This is a genomic window from Mycobacterium sp. NTMscope_Eco_3 (assembly GCF_976985685.1).
In genome coordinates this window covers 4,277,770-4,297,147 of sequence record NZ_CDRJYZ010000001.1, presented here as the reverse complement: position 1 = coordinate 4,297,147, position 19,378 = coordinate 4,277,770, and the positions used below count along the sequence as shown (strand labels likewise).

The window sequence follows — 19,378 nt, the reverse complement described above, 5'->3', positions numbered from 1 at the left end:
AGTATACGAACGCGCGTACGCCCTGGCCGGGACGAGCGCAAGCGTGTCAGAAGGGCTTTGCCCGATCGTTATATACCCTTCATGGGATGGACGTGTGCGTGCTCGACCACCCGCTGGCCGCGGCCCGGCTGACCGTGCTGCGCGACGAACGCACCGACAACTCCGGGTTTCGGGCCGCGCTGCGCGAACTCACGCTGATGCTGGTCTACGAAGCCAGCCGGGAGGCACCGCGCAAGTCGATCAGGATCCGCACGCCGGTGGCCGCGACGACCGGGACACGACTGGTCAACGCGCCGCTGCTGGTTCCGGTGCTGCGCGCCGGGTTGGGCATGGTCGAGGCCGCCCAGGCCGCGATACCCGAGGCGGAGGTGGGCTTGGTCGGTGTCGCCCGCGACGAGGAAACCCTCCTGCCGGTCCCTTATCTCGAGGCGCTGCCCGACAAACTTGCGCGCAGACCGGTGTTTGTCCTCGACCCCATGCTGGCCACCGGCGGGTCGATGGCGCACACCATCGGGCTGCTGCAACGCCGGGGCGCCACCGAGATCACCGTGCTGTGCGTGGTGGCGGCGCCGGAAGGCCTTGCGGCCGTGGGGAAAGCGGCGCCGAGCGCGCGGGTGTTCACCGCCGCGGTCGACAAGGGGCTCAACAAGTCGGCCTATATCGTGCCGGGCCTCGGCGACGCGGGGGACCGCCAATTCGGGCCGAACCTGTTCACCAGTCCTGCATCGCAGCGACCAGCTCGGCGCGCAGGGCGCCGGCGCGCCGCCGCGAAGAATCCAGATCCTCGCTAGGCGCACAGCGAATCTCCAAGTAGCACTTCAGTTTCGGCTCGGTCCCGGAGGGCCGCACCACAACCCTGACCGACGTGTCGTTGTCGCCGCCGGCGAAGATCAGCGCATCGGTGATGTCGGTGAGCTCGGCGGGGAACCCGGCCAGCGTCGCCGGCGGGGCGGTCCGCAGCCTGCGCATCAGCTCGGCCGCCTCGGCGGGGTCGGCGACCCGGCGCGACACCGCGGCGACGTCGTGCACCCCGTACCGCCGGGCCAACTCGTCGAGGAGATCGGCAACCGAACGGCCTTGGCGCAGCAGCGTGGCCACCAGATCGCACACCAGCACCGCGGCGCTGATGCCGTCCTTGTCGCGCACGGCGGCCGGGTCGACGCAGTGCCCGATCGCCTCCTCGTAGGCGTACACCAGGGTGCCGCCGGGAACCTCGGCATCGGCGCGCGCCAGCCATTTGAAGCCGGTGAGGGTTTCGACGTGGACGGCGCCGCGGCGCGCGGCGATGGCCGACAGCATCCGCGAGGACACCACCGTGCTGGCCACCACCGGTGTCTCGGCCTGGTGTGGCTGGGAAAGAATGTAATCGCCTAGCAGCCAACCTGTTTCGTCACCGGACAGCATCCGCCAGCCCGACCTGTCGGGGATGCCGACGGCGCACCGGTCGGCGTCGGGGTCCAGCGCGATCGCCACGTCGGCGCCGGTGTCCGCGGCCAGGGCCAGCAGCGCGTCGGCGGCGCCGGGCTCCTCGGGGTTGGGGAACGCGACGGTCGGAAAGTTCGGGTCCGGCGCGAATTGCGCTGCGACGGTGTGCACTTGGGTGAACCCGGCGCGGTGCAGCGTCTCCAGGGCCACCGCACCGCCCACCCCGTGCAGCGCCGTCAGCGCGACCCGCGCCGAACCGCCGCCGCGCCGCAGCCCTGACGCACGCTCGATGTAGCGTTCGACCAGATCGAGCTGCGCGGGTTCGACGGGGGCCCGGCCGATCTGGTCGGCCGGCGGTGCGCCGGCCATCGCGGCTTCGATCTCGCGGTCGGTGGGGGAGACGAGCTGGATGCCGCCGTCGACGTACACCTTGTAGCCGTTGTCGGCCGGCGGGTTGTGCGACGCCGTGATCTGGATCCCGGCGAGCGCGCCGGTGTGCCGCACCGCGAACGCCACCACCGGAGTGGGCACCGGGCCGAGCAGCAGCACCGAAAACCCTTGATCGGCAAGCACTTCGGCGGTCACCGTGGCGAATACCGCTGAGCCGTGCCGGGCGTCGCGCCCCACGACCACCTGCGCGCCTGCCGGTCCGCGCCGCTTGAGCACCTGTGCCACCGCCCAGGTGGCCCGCGACACCACCGCGACGTTCATGGCGTCGGGCCCGCCGCGCACCGGGCCGCGCAGGCCCGCGGTGCCGAACGTCAGGGGGTGGGCGAAGCGCGTGGCGAGTTTTGCCGCGTCGCACGCGGCGAGTTCGGCGGCCGTCCGTGGGTCGGGGTCATGGGCGATCCACTCCTCGGGCGTCATGGCCCTAAAACCGGGGCAGCCGCTCGAGGATCAGGGCCAGCAGGGCGCCCATCCGGCTGGCGGACGCGGCACCGGCCGAGAGCACCTCGACGTGGCTCAGCGGCTCGCCGCCGATGCCGGCGGCCAGGTTGGTCACCAGCGACAGCCCGAGCACCTCGGCGCCGGCCGCCCGCGCCGCGATGGTCTCGTGCACCGTCGACATGCCGACCAGGTCGGCGCCCAGCGTCCGCAGCATCCGGATTTCCGCGGGGGTCTCATAATGCGGGCCGGGCAGGCCGGCGTAGACGCCTTCGGTCAGCGTTGGGTCGGCCTGGCGGGCGAATTCGCGCAGCCGGGGGGAGTAGGCGTCGGTCAGGTCCACGAATTGCGGACCGACCAGCGGGGAACGCGCGGTCAGGTTCAGGTGGTCGCTGATCAACACCGGTTCGCCGACGGTCATGTCCGGGCGCAGTCCGCCCGCCGCATTGGTGAGCACGACCGCGCGCACGCCGGCCGCGCACGCCGCCCGCACCGGATGAACGATGTGGCACAGGTCGTGGCCCTCGTAGGCGTGGATCCGGCCGACGAGCACGAGCACCCGGTGTTCGCCGATGCGCATCGACAACAGCTCACCGGTGTGCCCGATCGCGGTGGGCGGCCGGAAACCGGGTAGGTCGGCCTGGGGCAAAACGGCGGTCTTCCCGATCGCCCCACTGCCGAGCGCCGCGACCGCGGGCGACCATCCCGAGCCGAGGACGATGGCGACGTCATGCTCGGCGATTCCGGTGCGCTCGGCGATGACCGCCGCGGCCCGGCGCGCGAGGTCGCCTCGGTCGGACGAGGTTTGGGTCACAGCGGCAGCCTAGCCCGGCGACGGCGAGCGCCCGCGGGGCGCGAGTGAGGAGCCGGGCAATCGAACCTAGCCCGGCGACCGTGTCGCCGGTATGTGTCAAGATCTGGCGTATGAGTCTTCGTAAGTGGCCGGTGGTTGGCCCGGTCATGGGAACTGCGGTTGCCGTTGCGCTGTCAGTGGTTTCGATCACATTCGGACCGGCGCCGTCGGCCAAGGCGGACTGTCCGAACGTGCAACTGATCTTCGCCCGGGGCACCGCCGAGCCGCCCGGCCTGGGCGTGGTCGGCGACGCGCTGTTTGCCGCCCTGCAGCCCGCCCTGGGTTCGCGCACCGTCGATTCCTATGCGGTGAATTACCCGGCCAGCTACAACTTCCTGACTACCGCCGACGCCGCCAACGACGCACGCGACCACATCGCGGAGATGGTCGACCAGTGCCCGTCCACGCGGCTGGTGCTCGGCGGCTTCTCGCAGGGCGCCGCCGCGATCTCGATGCTCGCCGGGGTGCCGCCCGTCGGCCAGCGCATCGGCAACTTCGGATCGGCGCCCGCGCTGGATCCCGCCCTGGCCAACAAGATCAGGGCCGTGGCGGTGTTCGGCAATCCCGGCAACCGCTTCGACACACCCCTGTCGTCGACGGGCGCGTTCGCCGGCCGCACCATCGACTTGTGCAGCGAGGGTGATCCCGTCTGCGTCGTCGGGGGTCGCGACCGGGATGCGCACCACGACTACTCCGCCCCGCCCTACCCGGGCCAGGCGGCGGGATTTATCGCCGGGCTGGTGTAGCCCTCAGGGCCTCCGGGCCGTAGGCCGGTGAGTGACATACTGCGAGAGTGCCCACCGCCCCGTTAGACAGCCCACTGGACAGCGTCGAAGCTGTCGTGCGGCGGCGCGGTGGCGAGCTCGTCGAGTTGTCGCACGCCATTCACGCCGAGCCCGAGCTGGCGTTCGCCGAGCACCGCAGCTGCGCCAAAGCGCAGGCGCTGGTCGCCGAGCGTGGCTTCGAGATCACCGCGGCCGCCGGCGGTCTGGACACCGCCTTTCGCGCCGACTACGGCAGCGGGCCGCTGACCGTCGGGGTGTGCGCCGAATACGACGCGCTGCCCGAGATCGGGCACGCCTGCGGCCACAACATCATCGCGGCATCGGCGGTGGGCACCGCGCTGGCCCTGGCCGAGGTGGCCGACGAGCTCGGCTTGCGGGTGGCGCTGCTGGGGACTCCCGCCGAGGAGGCCGGCGGCGGCAAGGCACTGTTGTTGCGGGCCGGGGTATTCGACGACATCGCCGCCGCGGTGATGCTCCATCCCGGGCCGACCGACATCGCCGCCGCCCGCTCGCTGGCCCTGTCCGAGGCGACCGTCACGTACCGCGGCAAGGAATCCCACGCGGCCGTCGCGCCGCACCTGGGGATCAACGCCGCCGACGCCGTGACCGTCGCGCAGGTGGCCGTCGGGCTGCTGCGCCAGCAGCTGGCGCCCGGGCAGCTGGTGCACGGGATCGTCACCGACGGCGGGCAGGCGGTCAACGTCATCCCCGGGCGCGCGGCGCTGCAGTACGCGATGCGCGCGGTCGAAGCCGATTCGCTCAGGGAGCTGGAGGGCAGGATGTACGCCTGCTTCGCCGCGGGCGCGCTGGCCGCCGGCTGCGAATACGACATCGACAACCCGGCACCCGCCTACGACGAACTCACCCCCGACCCGTGGCTCGCCGACGTCTTCCGCGACGAGATGCGCCGGCTCGGCCGCGAGCCGGTTGCCCGCGAGTACGAGGCGGCGCTGCCCATGGGCAGCACAGACATGGGCAACGTGACCCAGGCGCTGCCGGGGATCCACCCGGTGATCGGGCTCGACTCGAACGGGGCCATGGTTCACCAGCGCGGCTTCGCCGAGGCCGCCACCAACGCCAGCGCCGACCGCGCCGTGATCGAGGGCGCGATCATGCTGGCGCGCACCGTGGTCCACCTGGCCCAGACGCCCGCCGAACGCGACCGGGTGATGGCGGCGCACGAACGCAGACGCGGCGGGGAGCGCGCATGAACCTCGCCGACGCCGCCGAATCCTGGCTGGCCGCACACCACGCAGACCTGGTCGAATGGCGCCGGCACATCCACCGCTACCCCGAGTTGGGCCGGCAGGAGTACGCCACCACCCAGTTCGTCGCCGAGCGGCTAGCCGAAGCGGGGCTCAACCCGAAGGTGTTGCCCGGAGGCACCGGGCTGGTCTGCGACATCGGCCCCGAGCACGAGCCCCGGATCGCGCTGCGGGCCGACATGGACGCGCTGCCGATGGCCGAACGCACCGGCGCCCCCTACGCGTCGACCATGCCCAACGTCGCGCACGCTTGCGGGCATGACGCGCACACCGCCATCCTGCTGGGCACCGCCCTGGTCCTGGCGTCGGTGCCCGAACTGCCGGTCGGGGTGCGGTTGCTCTTCCAGGCCGCCGAGGAACTGATGCCCGGCGGGGCGATCGACGCCATCGCGGCCGGCGCCATCAGCGGGGTGTCGCGGATCTTCGCGCTGCACTGCGACCCCCGGCTGGAGGTCGGCAAGATCGCGGTCCGGCACGGCCCCATCACCTCGGCGGCCGACCAGATCGAGATCACGCTGTACTCGCCCGGCGGCCACACCTCGCGCCCGCATCTGACCGCCGACCTGGTGTACGGGCTGGGCACGCTGATCACCGGGCTGCCGGGGGTGTTGTCGCGGCGCATCGACCCGCGCAACGGCACCGTGCTGGTGTGGGGCGCGGTCAACGCGGGGGTGGCGGCCAACGCGATCCCGCAGACCGGCGTGCTGGCCGGCACCGTGCGCACCGCGAGCCGGCAGACCTGGGTGGGGCTCGAGGAGATCATCCGCGAGACCGTGTCCGGCCTGCTCGCGCCGCTGGCCATCGAGCACACGTTGCAATACCGGCGCGGCGTCCCGCCGGTGGTCAACGAGGACGTCTCGACGCGCATCCTCACCCACGCGATCGAAGCCATCGGCCCCGACGCGCTCGCCGACACCCGCCAGTCCGGCGGCGGCGAGGACTTCTCCTGGTACCTGGAGGAGATTCCCGGCGCGATGGCGCGGTTGGGGGTGTGGCCGGGCGCGGGCCCGCAGCTGGACCTGCACCAGCCGACGTTCAATCTCGACGAGCGGGCCCTGGCGATCGGGGTGCGGGTGCTGGCCAACATCGTCGAGCAGTCGGCGGTGCTCGGGCGGTCTTAGCGGGCGGCGCCGCGGTTCGTGGCGCGCGCGACGTGTTGGGCGATGTGCGCGTACGTTCGGCGCGTGACGTCGCCGGCCTGGCTCATGATGTTGTATCCGTGGTCGACGTCGGCCACCTCGTAGTACTCCGCCAACGCGCCGGCCGCGTCCAGCTTCTCCGCGTACCTGCGGGCTTCGCCGCGGAGCCGATCGTGCTCGGCCGTCACGACCAGTGCGGGCGCGATGCCGGCGATGTCGTCGGCGTTGTCGCCCCAGGCGGGCGAGGCCAGGCGATCGCGCCGCTGCGCCCGCTCGGGTATGTAGGCCGTGTCGAAGACCTCACCCATCCACGGCTTCATGATCGCCCGACGGCCGAGCGTGGACGGCTTGTCGCGGGTGGGCGTGACCAGGTCGAGGGGCGCGTAGTGCAGCACCTGCAACGCGATGTGCGGGCCGCCGTCCTCCCTCGCGAGCCGGGCCGCCGCGGCGGACAGGTTGCCGCCCGCGCTTTGGCCGCCGACGCACAGCCGCGCGCCGTCCCAGTCGTGCTGCGGGCCGGCGGCCCAGCGCACCACGTCGTAGATCTGGTGTACCGCGGCGGGAAACCGGTGCCGCGGCGCCAGGACGTAGTCGGGGTTGATCACCAGCACGCCCGCGTTGGCGGCAAGGTACCGGCACCAGGGATCGTCCTGTTCGGGGTGCCCGACCACGAACCCGCCGCCGTGCACGTTGACATAGACCGGCGGGTCGGTCGTTTCCGCCGGCGGGTGATAGACGGTCGCGCGGGTGGGGCCGTGCCGGGTGGGGATGGTGACTTCGCTGGTGCGGCCCGGAATCTCGGGGAAGCGCACGGCGGCCTTGGGGGCCGGGTTGACCGCGGCGGCGAACGCACGCGCCAGCGCGTCCGCGACCGGTGGTGTGGACAGGATCGACACTTAGGCGCTGGTCCCCGGGCCGATGTTGCGCGCCGGGCGAGTGCGCAGGCTGTGCACGTAATCGCTTGGCGCCCCGGCGATTTCGGCGGCATCCGCCATGACTCCGAGATATCGGGCCGACGGCAATCCGCCCTCCCACGCGTCCAGCACGTACAGCCAGGCCAGGACCGGGTCGGTGGTGGTGTCCGACGAGATGCGCTCGACCCGGCACCGGATCTTCTGGTGGACGCCGAACTCCGAGCCCTCCCAGCGGTCCAGGTTGACCTCGTCGGCCGGTGTCATGTCGTAGAGGACGACGAACACCTTGGAGCCCGGGTCCTCGACGACGGTGGCCAGCGCGCCCTCCCAGCCGATGTCCTCGCCGCCGAACGTCAATCGCCACCCGTGCAGCCAGCCCGTTCCGGCCATCGGCGAATGGGGTGCGCGCTTCAGCATCTGCTCGGGGTCCATGTTCGACCCGTACGCGGCGTAGAGCGGCACGGGGAAAGCTTAGACGTCCGAGCTGGCCCGGTCTGCCCCCGAGCGTTGGGCGGGGTGCGGCCGGCTTCGTTAGGTTAGGGCTGTGGTGACCCGCATCGTGATCCTCGGTGGCGGCCCGGCCGGTTACGAAGCCGCGCTGGTCGCCGCCACCTCACACCCCGACACCACCCACGTGACGGTGATCGACTCCGAGGGCATCGGCGGGGCCGCCGTCCTGGATGACTGCGTGCCGTCCAAGACGTTCATCGCGTCGACCTGGCTGCGCACCGAGCTGCGCCGGGCGCCGCGGCTGGGTTTCGAGATCGACATCGACGACGCCAAGATCTCGCTGCCGCAGATCCACGCCCGCGTCAAGCAACTCGCCACCGACCAGTCGGCCGACATCACCGACCAGCTGCTCGGCGTCGGGGTGCACGTGGTGGCCGGCCGCGGCGAGCTCGTCGACCCCACACCCGGGCTGGCCCGCCACAACATCAAGGCGACCGCCGTTGACGGCGCCACCAGCGAGTACGAGGCCGACGTGGTGCTGATCGCCACCGGCGCCAGCCCGCGGGTGCTGCCGTCGGCCCAGCCCGACGGCGAGCGCATCCTGACCTGGCGCCAGCTCTACGACCTGAAAGCGCTGCCCGAGCACCTCATCGTGGTCGGGTCGGGGGTCACCGGCGCGGAGTTCGTGCACGCCTACACCGAATTGGGTGTGCCGGTGACGGTGGTCGCCAGCCGCGACCGGGTGCTGCCCTACGAGGACGCCGACGCCGCGCGGGTTCTGGAGGCGGCGTTCTCCGAGCGTGGCGTGAAGTTGGTGAAGAACGCCCGCGCCGCGTCGGTCACCCGCACCGAGGACGGCGTGCTGGTTACGCTTGCCGACGGGCGCACCGTGGAAGGCAGCCACGCGCTGATGACCATCGGTTCGGTGCCCAACACCGACGGGCTGGGCCTCGAGCGGGTCGGCATCGAGCTGGGCCGCGGCGGCTACCTGACCGTGGACCGGGTTTCGCGGACCTCGGTCACCGGCATCTACGCCGCCGGGGACTGCACCGGCCTGCTGCCGCTGGCCTCGGTCGCCGCCATGCAGGGCCGCATCGCGATGTATCACGCGCTGGGCGAGGGCGTCAGCCCCATCCGGTTGCGCACGGTGGCGGCGACGGTGTTCACCAGGCCCGAGATCGCAGCCGTCGGTGTGCCCCAAACGATGATCGACGACGGTTCGGTGTCGGCGCGCACGATCATGCTGCCGCTGCGCACCAACGCGCGCGCGAAGATGTCCGGGCTGCGGCAGGGTTTCGTCAAGGTGTTCTGCCGCAAGTCCACCGGTGTGGTCATCGGCGGGGTGGTGGTGGCGCCGATCGCCTCCGAGCTGATCCTGCCGATCGCCGTGGCCGTGCAGAACCGCATCACGGTCAACGAGCTGGCGCAGACGCTCGCCGTGTACCCGTCGCTGTCCGGCTCGATCACCGAGGCGGCGCGGCGGCTGATGGCGCACGACGACCTGGACTAGTGGCGACCGGTGGACCGACGCGTCGGGCGTTGAACCGTTAGCCTTGGTGCAGCACGTCCCTACTGGCGAGTAACCGACGGGAGTTTCTTCAGTGAGGAGTCCAGGTCGTGGCTGATCCGATCCACGCGTCCACCCAGCGAAGCTCGCCGGTGTCCGTGCTGGGTCCGGAGCATCGGCGCGCGGCCTGGGAACGGCTGGGCGCCGAGCAGTTCGACGTGGTGGTGATCGGCGGCGGCGTGGTCGGTTCGGGTTGCGCGCTGGACGCCGCGACCCGGGGGCTCAAGGTGGCGCTGGTGGAAGCGCGCGATTTCGCGTCGGGCACCTCGAGCCGCTCGTCGAAGATGTTCCACGGCGGCCTGCGCTACCTCGAGCAGCTGGAGTTCGGTCTGGTGCGTGAGGCGCTCTACGAGCGCGAGCTGTCGCTGACCACGCTGGCACCGCACCTGGTCAAGCCGATGCCGTTCCTGTTCCCGCTGACCAATCGCGTGTGGGAGCGTCCCTATATCGCCGCCGGCATCTTTCTCTACGACCGGATGGGTGGGGCGAAATCCGTTCCGGCGCAAAAGCATTTGACCCGCGCGGGCGCATTGCGGCTGAGCCCGGGCCTCAAGCGCAGCTCGTTGATCGGCGGAATCCGTTACTACGACACGGTTGTCGACGACGCCCGGCACACCATGACCGTCGGGCGCACCGCCGCGCACTACGGCGCGGTGGTCCGCACGTCCACCCAGGTCGTCGCCCTGCTGCGCGAGGGCGATCGGGTGACCGGGGTGCGGGTCCGCGACTCCGAGGACGGCTCGATCACCGAGGTCCGCGGCCACGTCGTGGTCAACGCGACCGGGGTGTGGACCGACGAGATCCAGGCATTGTCCAAGCAGCGCGGGCGATTTCAGGTGCGGGCCTCCAAGGGTGTGCACGTCGTGGTGCCGCGCGACCGCATCGTCAGCGACGTCGCGATCATCCTGCGCACCGAGAAGTCGGTGATGTTCGTCATCCCGTGGGGCAGCCACTGGATCATCGGAACCACCGACACCGACTGGAATCTCGACCTGGCCCACCCCGCGGCCACCAAGGTCGACATCGACTACATCCTGCAGACCGTCAACACGGTGCTGGCCATCCCGCTGACCCACGCCGACATCGACGGCGTGTACGCGGGGCTGCGGCCGCTGCTGGCGGGGGAGAGCGAGGAAACCTCGAAGCTGTCCCGCGAGCACGCCGTGGCGGTGCCCGCCGCGGGGCTGGTGGCCATCGCCGGCGGCAAGTACACCACCTACCGGGTGATGGCCGCGGACGCGATTGATGCTGCGGCGCAATTCATTCCGGCCCGGGTTGCGCCGTCGATCACCGAGAAGGTCAGCCTGCTGGGTGCCGACGGTTACTTCGCGCTGATCAACCAGGCCGAGCACGTCGCCGAGCTGCAGGGGTTGCACCCCTACCGGGTGCGCCACCTGCTGGACCGTTACGGGTCGCTGATCGGTGACGTGCTGGCGCTGGCGGACGAAAACCCCGACCTGCTCAACCCGATCAAGGAGGCGCCGGGCTATCTGCGGGTCGAGGCGCTGTATGCCGTGACCGCCGAGGGGGCCCTGCACCTGGAGGACATCCTGGCCCGCCGGATGCGCATCTCCATCGAATACTCCCACCGCGGAGTCGACTGCGCGCGAGAGGTCGCGGATGTGGTTGCGCCGGTGCTGGGTTGGTCCGCGGCGGACATCGACCGTGAGGTCGCCAACTACGCCGCCCGGGTCGAGGCCGAGGTGCTGTCCCAGGCCCAGCCCGACGACGTGTCGGCGGACGAGTTGCGGGCCAGCGCGCCCGAGGCGCGCGCCGAGATCCTCGAGCCGGTCCCCCTCACTTGAGACCCGCCCCGCTTCCCGTGCGCGACGGGCTCGGCCCGGCGCGGGTGAGGCTGCGGGGCGGACCGGTGCTGGCCGAGCTGAGCGCCCGGTTCGGCGCGCGGGCCCGCGCGAAGGTGCTGGCCGGGGAGGTGGTGGGCGCCGACGGCGCGGTGGTCGATGCCGCCACCGTGCTGCCCGCCGGGGCGAGCGTCTACCTCTACCGCGAGCTGCCCGACGAGGTGCCGGTGCCGTTCGGGATCCCGGTGCTGCATCGCGACGACGACATCGTGGTCGTCGACAAGCCGCCCTTTCTGGCCACCATGCCGCGGGGACGGCACGTCGCGCAGACCGCGCTGGTGCGGCTGCGATGCGAGCTGGGGCTACCCGAGCTGAGCCCCGCGCACCGGTTGGACCGGCTGACCGCCGGGGTGCTGGTGTTCACCGCGCGCCGCGAGGTGCGCGGCGCGTTCCAGACGCTGTTCTCGCGGGGGTTGGTGCGCAAGACGTATCTGGCCCGGGCCGCCGTCGACCCGGCGTTGCGGCTGCCCCGTGTGGTGGAAAGCCGCATCGTCAAGCGCCGGGGCCGGCTGCAGGCGGTCAGCGAGCCGGGTGCGCCGAACGCCGAGACCCTGGTGGAGTTGCTGTCCGCGGACGGCCTCTACCGGCTGACCCCACGCACCGGACGCACCCACCAGCTGCGCGTGCACATGGCCTCGCTCGGGATACCGATCGAGGGGGACCCGTTGTACCCCAACGTGATTGACGTTGCGGCCGACGACTTCAGCACGCCGCTGCGATTGCTGGCACAGCGCATCGAGTTCACCGACCCGCGCACCGGCGAGCGCCGCGAGTTCGTCAGCCGCCGAGTAGAGCCGTAGCGTCTGATTGCCACCCTGCCCTGATTCCTGCGCAAAACACCCACCACGCGGTAGCGTCATGTTTGCTGGTTGGGTCGTCGGGAGGCAACCATGAAGCGCGGCATCGGTTCAGGAGTGGCGGCCCTGCTCATGGCCGCCGGGCTGATCGCCTTTGCACCGCCGGCCGTCGCCGGCTGCCAGTACGGGGGAGGCGTTCTCAGCAAGTGCGACGGGCCCGTCCAGCCCGACGGCACCTGGCAACGTTGCGTCGCCGTCACCCGCCTGATTCCCCACGGAGCCAGTTCCTACCTCGTGCCCGAGCAGAACTGCGACGTGATGGGCCCCGACCAGCGCCCGCCGGATTTCGCGTTCGCCGACCCCCCGACGCACATCGACTGAGCGGACAGCCCGCGGCATGGGCCGCCCGGGATCGGGTAGCCCGCGCGTATGGACATCACCGTCACGTTCGTCGGCAACGCCACCACGCTGATTTCCGTCGGCGGGCTGACGCTGCTGACCGACCCGAATTTCCTGCACCGCGGGCAACGCGCCTACCTCGGCCACGGCCTGGTGTCCAAGCGCCTGAAGGAGCCGGCGTTGAGCATCGACGAACTCCCGCCCGTCGACGCGATCGTGCTCTCCCACATGCACGGCGACCACTGGGACCGGGTGTCGCAGCGGGGTCTCGACCACGCCCTTCCCATCGTCACCACCCCGCACGCCGCCCAGCGCCTGCACCGCCGCGGCTTCGCGCACGCACGCGGCCTGCGGACCTGGCAACAGCACACGATCACCAAGGGCGAGACCACGCTGACCCTCACGTCGCTGCCCGGGCGCCACGCGCCGGGGTGGAGCCGGCGCCTGCTGCCGCCGGTGATGGGCACCATGCTCGAGGTCGCCGCCGACGGCTCGCCCCGGCGCCGGCTCTACATCTCCGGGGACACCCTGCTGGTCGAGGAGCTGAAAGAGGTTCCGGCGCGGTTCGATCCGATCGACGTGGGGATGCTGCACCTCGGCGGCACGCGGCTGCCGGCCGGCCGGCGGCTTCCGTTCGGGCTGACCGTAACCATGGACGGCCGCCAGGGGGCCGAACTCGTCGCGCTGCTGAGCCTGCCGAAGGTCATCCCGGTGCACTTCGACGACTACGCGGTGTTTGCGTCGCCCCTGGCCGACTTCACCCGGGAAATGCGGCGTCGCGGGCTGGGCGACCGCGTCGTCACCGTGAACCGCGGCGCCTCGGTCACCGTCTGAAAGAGGGGCCCCGCCCTTGAACGGCCCCTTGAACGGCCCCTTGAACGGCCCCTTGAACGGCGGGGCGAGGTTCGCCGGTCAATAAATGGGGAGAGGAGCGCGTAGCTGGGGGTATAGGGTGTCCTAGCGGCTTGCGGTCGAACTGGGAGGTAACCGACCGCAGGTAGCAGGCATCGATGTACAAGAGTTTGGGGCTTTTTCGCGGCCTGGTTAACGGAAATTTGCTGAGGCGTTCTCAGCGTGGGCATTGTGAGATGTGATGGATCTACTAGCACCCCCCGAGGTCACCTCGACGCTCATCCACACCGGGCCCGGAGCGGGCTCGCTGATCGAGGCCGCCGGCGCCTGGCAGCGCCTGGCCGTCGAGCTGGAGAATTCCGTCTCCACCTATGCCTCCACGTTGTCCTCGCTCATCGATTCCTGGGACGGTCCGTCCGCGATGGCGATGCTGCTTTCCGTCCAGCCCTACCTCTTGTGGTTGCGCGAGACGGCGCAGCAGTCCGCGCAGATGGCCACCTCGGCGGAAGCCGCCGCCTCGGCCTTCAGCGCCACTCGCGCCACCGTCGTGCATCCCTCGGTCGTCACCGCCAACCGGACGCGCCTGCGGCAGCTGCTCATGACCAACCGGTTCGGGACCAACACCGCGGCGATCGCCGAGGCCGAGAACGAATACCAGACCATGTGGGCGAACAACGCCGCGGCGATGACCCGCTATCAGGCGACGACGTCGCAGGCGACTACGCAACTGTCGCCGTTCACCTCGCCGCTTCCCGACACCAATCCGGCCGGAACGGCCAACCAGCAGGCCGCGGTGATGAAAGCCTCGACTGACTCTTCGGGTTCGTCACTGGGATCGATATTCTCGGGGCTCAACACCGCCGGCGGCTTCGACCCCAACAGCGGCTGGTTCGGCTGGGCGAACACCTGGGCCAACCAGTTCATGTCGTCCGGTTTCCCCGTCAACCTATTGACCGTGTGGGCGCAGATGGCGACCGCCCAAGGGGTCGCGTCCGTCGGCGGCGACATCGGTTCCGGCCTGTCCGAGGGCCTCGGAGCGACCACGGCGAGTCTGGCCAACGCGATCAAGGGAATCGGCGCGGGGGCTTCCGCGCCGACCGGGGCGTTGGGGGTTGGCGTCTCGCTGGGCAAATTGACCGCGCCCCCCGCCGTCGTGGGGCTGTTGCCGGGCGCACCGGCCGGGGTGCAACTCGCCTCCGCGGCGTCCCCGCTGCCCGCGACGGAATCAGGATTCCCCATGATGCCGATGATGGTGCCGCCGCCGACGGCCTCGGCGGGCACCGGCTGGCGAAAACGCAAACAGCAAAAGTACGAGGACGTTGCCGTGGGCCGCGAGGTCAAAGGCAAAGTGATGCCTCGAAACCCGTCGGCCGGATGACATTGACATTGACGTCGGCGCCGCACGACCGCGAGCGCCGATCGCATCCACGGGGTCGGCAGAGTCTGTCAAAGGCGACCAGCACCAGCGCCGACGCGCGTCGTTCGCCCCACCCACTTCTTCCCCAAGGTAAAGGTTCATGGATTTTGGGATACTGCCGCCCGAGATTATCTCGGCGCTGATCCACTCCGGACCCGGCGCTTGGTCATTGATCGAAGCCGCCGGCTTCTGGCAGGAATTGAGCGCCGAGCTGGAGCAATCGGCAAGCAGCTACACCGCTGAGCTGTCGTGGCTGTCCACGACGTGGCACGGTCCGTCGTCGCTGGCGATGGCCGAGGCGCTGGAACCGTATCTCGCCTGGTTGCGCCTTACCGCGCAGCAGTGCCAGCAGACCGCCGCGTCGGTGGAGGTCGTCGCCGCGGCATTCGAATGGACCCACTGGACGGTGGTGCATCCCTCGCTGGTCGCCGCCAACCGGGCGCGCCTGGCAATGTTGTTGGCCACCAACTTCTTCGGCATCAACTACCCGGCCATCGCCGAAACCGAAGCCGAGTACCACACCATGTGGGTCAACAACGCGGCCGCCATGTATCGCTACGCCGCGACCTCGGCGGGCGCCGTCAAGCTGCCCCAGTTCTCACCGCCGCCCCAGGTGGCCAGTCCATCCGGGGTGACGACCCAGGCGACGATGGTGCCCACGACTACCGCTACCTCTCCGATGGCGTCGCAGTTGGCCGCGTCCACCGGGTTCGACCCCCAAGCTGGCTGGTTTGGATTTGCCAATCAATGGGCGAGCCAAACCATCGCCGCGAGCGGATTTCCGGTCAATATTCTGGGTGTGTGCGCGCAATTGGCCACCGCGCACGCGTTCACGTCGCTGGGTGAGGGCATCGGTCCGGGATTGGCGGACGGCGCCGCGGCGCTGGCGTCGGCGGAGACGCGGCTCGTCAGCGCGGTCGGCGCCGCGGGGTCGTCCTTGGCGCCGCGGGCGACGCTGGGTGTCGGAATTTCGCTGGGCCACCTGACCATGCCGCCCGCGACGGTGGGAATGTTGGCGTCGTCGCAGGCGCCGGTGCAGCTCGCCTCGGCGGTGTCGCCGCTTCCCCCGGGCGGCGCGCAGCCGCCCATGCTCCCCATGGCGCCGGTGCGCCCGGGCCGGAATTCGAGCGACGGCCGCCGGCGTAAGGGCCGCGACTACGACGACATCGAGTACGGCGCGGAGCTTTCGGGCACGGTGATGCACCGTCCGCCGTCGGCGGGTTGAGAAGATCGCGTGGTGGGCAACGCTCCGCAGATCCAGGGCCGCGTGTGGCGCGGCGGCAAGGCGCAGGACGACTTCGAGTTCGGCAAGATCTCGGACCACCTGTCCGAGCCCGACACCCTGGTGTGGGCCGACCTGTGCAACCCCGACCACGACACCCTCGGCGGCCTGGCCGGCGAACTCGGGCTGAACCACTGGGCGGTCGAAGACGCCGTGGCGGCGGCCGAACGGGTCAAGGCCACCGGCTACGAAACCCACACCTTCTTCACCGTCTACGCCGCCGACATCGCTGACCCCGCGGCGAACGCCGTCCCCGCGCGCGCACTGACGATGCAGCGCATCTCGGCCTTCGTGCTGCCGCAGGGGCTGATCACCGTGCGCCTGACGCCCGACTTCGACATGGCGCAGGTGACCCGGCGATGGCAGGAGCTCGGCGGCCAGGCCTCCGGTGTCGGCGCCCTGGTGCACGGCCTGCTCGACGTGGTGGTCGACAGCCACTTCGCCGCCGTGGAGGCCCTCGACGACGGCATCGAAGCCATCGAGGACGAACTCTTCGACGGCACCTCCCGCAAAGGCGATTTTCAGCGCCGCACCTTCGGGTTGCGCCGGGACCTGGTGAACCTGCGGCGGGTGGCGCTACCGATGCGCGAGGTGGTCAATTCGATTCAGCACCACCGCATTTCGGACGGCACCGACCGGCAGCTCGATCCGCTGTACGCCGACCTCTACGACCACGTGCTGCGGGTGTCCGAATGGACGGAGTCGCTGCGCGACATGGTCACCACGATTTTCGAGACCAACCTGTCGCTGCAGGACGCGCGGTTGAACACCGTCATGAAGAAGCTGACGGGATGGGCGGCCATCATCGCCGTGCCCACGGCGATCACCGGCTTTTACGGGCAGAACGTTCCCTACCCGGGCTTCGGTACGGCGGCCGGATTCGCGGCCAGCACCAGCGTGATAGCCGTCCTGATGGTGGTGCTGTACGTGATGTTCAAACGTCGCGATTGGCTCTAGGCCGCGAGGCCGGTCACTGCGTCACGGGGGCTGAGGCGGAAAGACCGTGCTGGATGCCCTGATTGATTTTGTCCCGCAGGGCCGGGCTGCCTGGCGGATCTGACTCCTTGCAGGCGCAGCTGAGATGACTGAAGGGATTAGGGTCGGTGCTGGCCGATGCTGCGGTCCAGCCGGAAGCGCCAAGAACGATGGCAACACCCGCAACACCGACCAAAAGTTTCGGAATCATTTTGGCCTTGTGCTCGTCACATTAGTTTCGGATGTTCCAATTTTAGCCGTGAATTCGTCACCAGTCTGTCAACCGGCTGTAAATTTCAGGACCCGGATGCTGCCGCGTACTTGGGGCAGTACGCCTTGATGCTGACGCCGACGAAGTAACCGGCGTGATAGCCGTCCAGCGAACTGCTGGACAGCACGTTGTTGGCGACCTGTTCCGGCGTTTGGCCCGAATCGAGTTGGTGGCACACGGTGTGACCGGAGTTGACCACGGCCTCGGGTGACTCGAAGTTGATCCCCTTGGCTTTCAGCGCGGCGAGGAACGCCTCATCGGCGGAGGTGGCATGCGCGGTCGCCGGTGTCGACAGGGCGCCGAGTAGCCCGGCCACCGGCGCAACGCCGATAGCCAGAAGCGACCGCGCGCGGCCGGGCTTGCGCATCTGGGTGCTCGTCATTTGTGATACTCCCGTGGAACAGAAGAGCCGTAGCTTGCTGAAGGCGGGGCCAGTCGGAATGTTCGCACGGCGCCGCGTCACCCGACGGGGTATCGCCGATAATGCCGTCCGTGCCATACCAACGTTTGCTCTGTCTTCGGCGGCGCGTAACCGGCCTCTGTCCGTCGCTGCGCCGTCGGCGACCTGACAACATGCCGTACGCGCGGTGGCTGTGGCTCGCGCTGGTGGCGGTATGCGTGGTCGGCTGCGGGGTCCGGCACGTGTCGGCGGCGAGCGCCCGCGACGTTTCCGGTACGTTCCGATCCAACGGCATGGACCGAACCTACATGTTGCACGTGCCGGCGGGCGACCCCATCGGCCTGGTGCTCAGTTTGCACGGGGGCGGCGGAACCGGGATCGCGCAGCGCGCGCTGACGGGGTTCGACTCCGTTGCTGACGCCCACGACCTGTTGGTCGTCTACCCCGACGGCTACGACAAGAGCTGGGCCGACGGGCGCGGCGCGTCGCCCGCGGATCGCCGCCACATCGACGACGTGGCCTTCCTGGTCGGGCTGGTGGGCAAGCTGCAACACGACTACAACATCGCGCCCGGCCACGTTTTCGTCACCGGGATGTCCAACGGGGGCTTCATGTCCAACCGGCTGGCCTGCGATCGGGCGGACGTCTTCGCCGCGGCGGCGCCGGTGGCCGGCACCCTGGGCGTGGGCGTGGCCTGCAACCCGTCGCGGCCGGTGTCGGTGTGGGAAGCCCACGGCACCGCCGACCCGCTGGTGCCGTTCAAGGGTGGCGCGGTGCGCGGCCGCGGCGGGCTCAGCCACTCCATCTCGGCGGATGCCATGGTCGCGAAGTGGCGCGCGGCGGACGGCTGCACCGGCGACCCGTCGATGGAGGTGCTGCCCGATGTCCGGGACGGCACCGTCGTCCACCGGTTTGTCTCCGCGGCGTGTTCGGCGTCCAGCGAGGTGGTCTTCTACAAGGTCGACAAGGGCGGGCACACCTGGCCGGGCGGCAAGCAATATCTGCCCGCGGCCGTCATCGGGCCCACCACGCACGCGCTTGACGGGTCGGAAGCCATCGCCGAGTTTTTCCTCGCGCACGCGCGGGATTAGCGCTGGCACGTCGGGCACCAGTAGGCCACCCGTTCTTTCGTGTCGTCGACGTCGATGGGGGTGGCGCAGCGACGGCACTGCTGCCCGGCGCGCCCGTAGACCCACAGCTGGCGCCCGCGGCGGGCGTCACCGGTGGTGCACCGGTTCCAACGGAAACGGTTGAGCCACAGCATTTCTCGTGCGCGAGAGACCAGCCGCCGCGGATCTGCGATGGCGCTCACCGGCGCGGTGGGCAGGTGCCCGCTGATAAAACACAGTTCGTTGCAATAGACGTTGCCGATCCCGGCCAGCACCCGCTGGTCCAGCAGCGCCTCGGCGATCGGCCGGTGCGGGTCGGCGGTCAGGTTGGCGGCGGCACGCGCCGGGTCCCAATCCTCGCCCAGCAGATCGGGTCCCAGGTGCGCGACGGCGTCGCCGTCGCGGTCGCGATCCAGGATCTCGAGCACCCCCAGGTCGACGCCGACGGCCCGGGCGGTGCCGGTCTCCAAGACGATGCGCGCCCGGTGGTCCACCCGCACCCGGCTGCCGACCCGCCAGCTGCCCTCCATCTTCAGATGCGAGTGAATGCTGGCGCGCCCCACCCGGATGAACAGATGCTTCCCGCGGCTGACGACCTCGTCGACCACCTGGCCGGTGAGGTCGACGGTGGCGAACCGCGGCACCCGTACGTCGCAGCGGGTCAGGGTGCCCCCGAGCAGGTGCTGACGCAGCACGGCGGCGGTGTGCCAGACGGTGTCACCCTCGGGCAT

General features: G+C 70.3%; 19 protein-coding genes. 13 read left to right on the top strand and 6 right to left on the bottom strand.

What is annotated here, in order from left to right; all coding sequences use genetic code 11:
* The first annotated feature begins 86 nt into the window (after nt 1-86).
* The gene (upp, locus tag AC0KTM_RS19770; protein WP_238956725.1) at nt 87-791 is read left to right on the top strand and encodes a uracil phosphoribosyltransferase; all 705 of its coding nucleotides are present in this window, start codon (nt 87-89) and stop codon (nt 789-791) included.
* On the opposite strand, the gene AC0KTM_RS19765 is transcribed toward upp, so the two are convergent.
* Both AC0KTM_RS19765 and AC0KTM_RS19760 read right to left on the bottom strand, forming a co-directional pair.
* Complete coding sequence (locus AC0KTM_RS19765) at nt 712-2,292, bottom strand: phospho-sugar mutase (RefSeq protein WP_238956724.1); 1,581 nt, start codon at nt 2,290-2,292, stop codon at nt 712-714. The genes upp and AC0KTM_RS19765 overlap by 80 nt on opposite strands.
* 4 nt (nt 2,293-2,296) lie before the next feature.
* Entirely contained in the window at nt 2,297-3,124 is an 828-nt protein-coding gene (locus tag AC0KTM_RS19760) for a purine-nucleoside phosphorylase (RefSeq protein ID WP_472416481.1), read from the bottom strand.
* 146 nt (nt 3,125-3,270) lie between these two features.
* On the opposite strand from AC0KTM_RS19760, the gene AC0KTM_RS19755 reads away from it, so the two are divergent.
* From AC0KTM_RS19755 to AC0KTM_RS19745, 3 genes are read left to right on the top strand one after another with little or no spacing between them, the layout of a single operon-like run.
* Complete coding sequence (locus AC0KTM_RS19755) at nt 3,271-3,909, top strand: cutinase family protein (protein ID WP_425326329.1); 639 nt, start codon at nt 3,271-3,273, stop codon at nt 3,907-3,909.
* Nucleotides 3,910-3,956: 47 nt separating this feature from the next.
* The gene (locus AC0KTM_RS19750) at nt 3,957-5,159 is read left to right on the top strand and encodes a M20 family metallopeptidase (RefSeq protein WP_238956722.1); all 1,203 of its coding nucleotides are present in this window, start codon (nt 3,957-3,959) and stop codon (nt 5,157-5,159) included.
* Nucleotides 5,156-6,334 carry a M20 family metallopeptidase gene (locus AC0KTM_RS19745; protein WP_238956721.1) on the top strand — a complete coding sequence of 393 codons (1,179 nt, stop codon included), beginning with the start codon at nt 5,156-5,158 and terminating at the stop codon, nt 6,332-6,334. Before AC0KTM_RS19750 ends, AC0KTM_RS19745 begins: the two co-directional genes overlap by 4 nt.
* Here AC0KTM_RS19745 and AC0KTM_RS19740 read toward each other — a convergent pair.
* On the bottom strand, nt 6,331-7,164 hold the full coding sequence (locus AC0KTM_RS19740; RefSeq protein WP_225329344.1) for an alpha/beta hydrolase: 834 nt from the start codon (nt 7,162-7,164) through the stop codon (nt 6,331-6,333). The genes AC0KTM_RS19745 and AC0KTM_RS19740 overlap by 4 nt on opposite strands.
* A gap of 84 nt (nt 7,165-7,248) precedes the next feature.
* Complete coding sequence (locus tag AC0KTM_RS19735) at nt 7,249-7,728, bottom strand: gamma-glutamylcyclotransferase family protein (RefSeq protein WP_020823439.1); 480 nt, start codon at nt 7,726-7,728, stop codon at nt 7,249-7,251.
* 82 nt (nt 7,729-7,810) lie between these two features.
* Here AC0KTM_RS19735 and AC0KTM_RS19730 point away from each other — a divergent pair, with 82 nt between their 5' ends.
* From AC0KTM_RS19730 to AC0KTM_RS19695, 8 genes are all read left to right on the top strand, one after another.
* Complete coding sequence (locus tag AC0KTM_RS19730) at nt 7,811-9,226, top strand: NAD(P)H-quinone dehydrogenase (protein WP_225329338.1); 1,416 nt, start codon at nt 7,811-7,813, stop codon at nt 9,224-9,226.
* Nucleotides 9,227-9,333: 107 nt separating this feature from the next.
* Nucleotides 9,334-11,088, top strand: coding sequence for a glycerol-3-phosphate dehydrogenase/oxidase (locus AC0KTM_RS19725; protein WP_472416478.1), 1,755 nt, complete (start codon nt 9,334-9,336; stop codon nt 11,086-11,088).
* Nucleotides 11,085-11,945, top strand: coding sequence for a pseudouridine synthase (locus AC0KTM_RS19720; RefSeq protein ID WP_472416477.1), 861 nt, complete (start codon nt 11,085-11,087; stop codon nt 11,943-11,945). The genes AC0KTM_RS19725 and AC0KTM_RS19720 overlap by 4 nt, the downstream gene beginning before the upstream one ends.
* A 90-nt stretch (nt 11,946-12,035) precedes the next feature.
* Nucleotides 12,036-12,323 carry a CDGP domain-containing protein gene (locus AC0KTM_RS19715; RefSeq protein ID WP_225329585.1) on the top strand — a complete coding sequence of 96 codons (288 nt, stop codon included), beginning with the start codon at nt 12,036-12,038 and terminating at the stop codon, nt 12,321-12,323.
* Between the two features lie 48 nt (nt 12,324-12,371).
* Complete coding sequence (locus AC0KTM_RS19710) at nt 12,372-13,175, top strand: MBL fold metallo-hydrolase (RefSeq protein WP_238956720.1); 804 nt, start codon at nt 12,372-12,374, stop codon at nt 13,173-13,175.
* Nucleotides 13,176-13,434: 259 nt separating this feature from the next.
* Nucleotides 13,435-14,571 carry a PPE family protein gene (locus tag AC0KTM_RS19705; RefSeq protein WP_238956719.1) on the top strand — a complete coding sequence of 379 codons (1,137 nt, stop codon included), beginning with the start codon at nt 13,435-13,437 and terminating at the stop codon, nt 14,569-14,571.
* A gap of 139 nt (nt 14,572-14,710) precedes the next feature.
* Nucleotides 14,711-15,835 (top strand): PPE family protein, encoded by a 1,125-nt coding sequence (locus tag AC0KTM_RS19700; protein ID WP_238956718.1) that lies wholly within the window; start codon nt 14,711-14,713, stop codon nt 15,833-15,835.
* 12 nt (nt 15,836-15,847) lie between these two features.
* Entirely contained in the window at nt 15,848-16,849 is a 1,002-nt protein-coding gene (locus AC0KTM_RS19695) for a magnesium transporter CorA family protein (RefSeq protein ID WP_238956717.1), read from the top strand.
* A gap of 314 nt (nt 16,850-17,163) precedes the next feature.
* Here the strand turns inward: AC0KTM_RS19695 and AC0KTM_RS19690 are convergent, their stop codons facing one another.
* Complete coding sequence (locus AC0KTM_RS19690; protein ID WP_472416475.1) at nt 17,164-17,520, bottom strand: DUF732 domain-containing protein; 357 nt, start codon at nt 17,518-17,520, stop codon at nt 17,164-17,166.
* Between the two features lie 191 nt (nt 17,521-17,711).
* On the opposite strand from AC0KTM_RS19690, the gene AC0KTM_RS19685 reads away from it, so the two are divergent.
* Nucleotides 17,712-18,629, top strand: a complete 918-nt coding sequence (locus AC0KTM_RS19685; protein WP_472416473.1) for a CE1 family esterase — start codon at nt 17,712-17,714, stop codon at nt 18,627-18,629.
* On the opposite strand, the gene nei2 is transcribed toward AC0KTM_RS19685, so the two are convergent.
* Entirely contained in the window at nt 18,626-19,378 is a 753-nt protein-coding gene (gene nei2, locus AC0KTM_RS19680) for an endonuclease VIII Nei2 (protein ID WP_472416471.1), read from the bottom strand. The genes AC0KTM_RS19685 and nei2 overlap by 4 nt on opposite strands.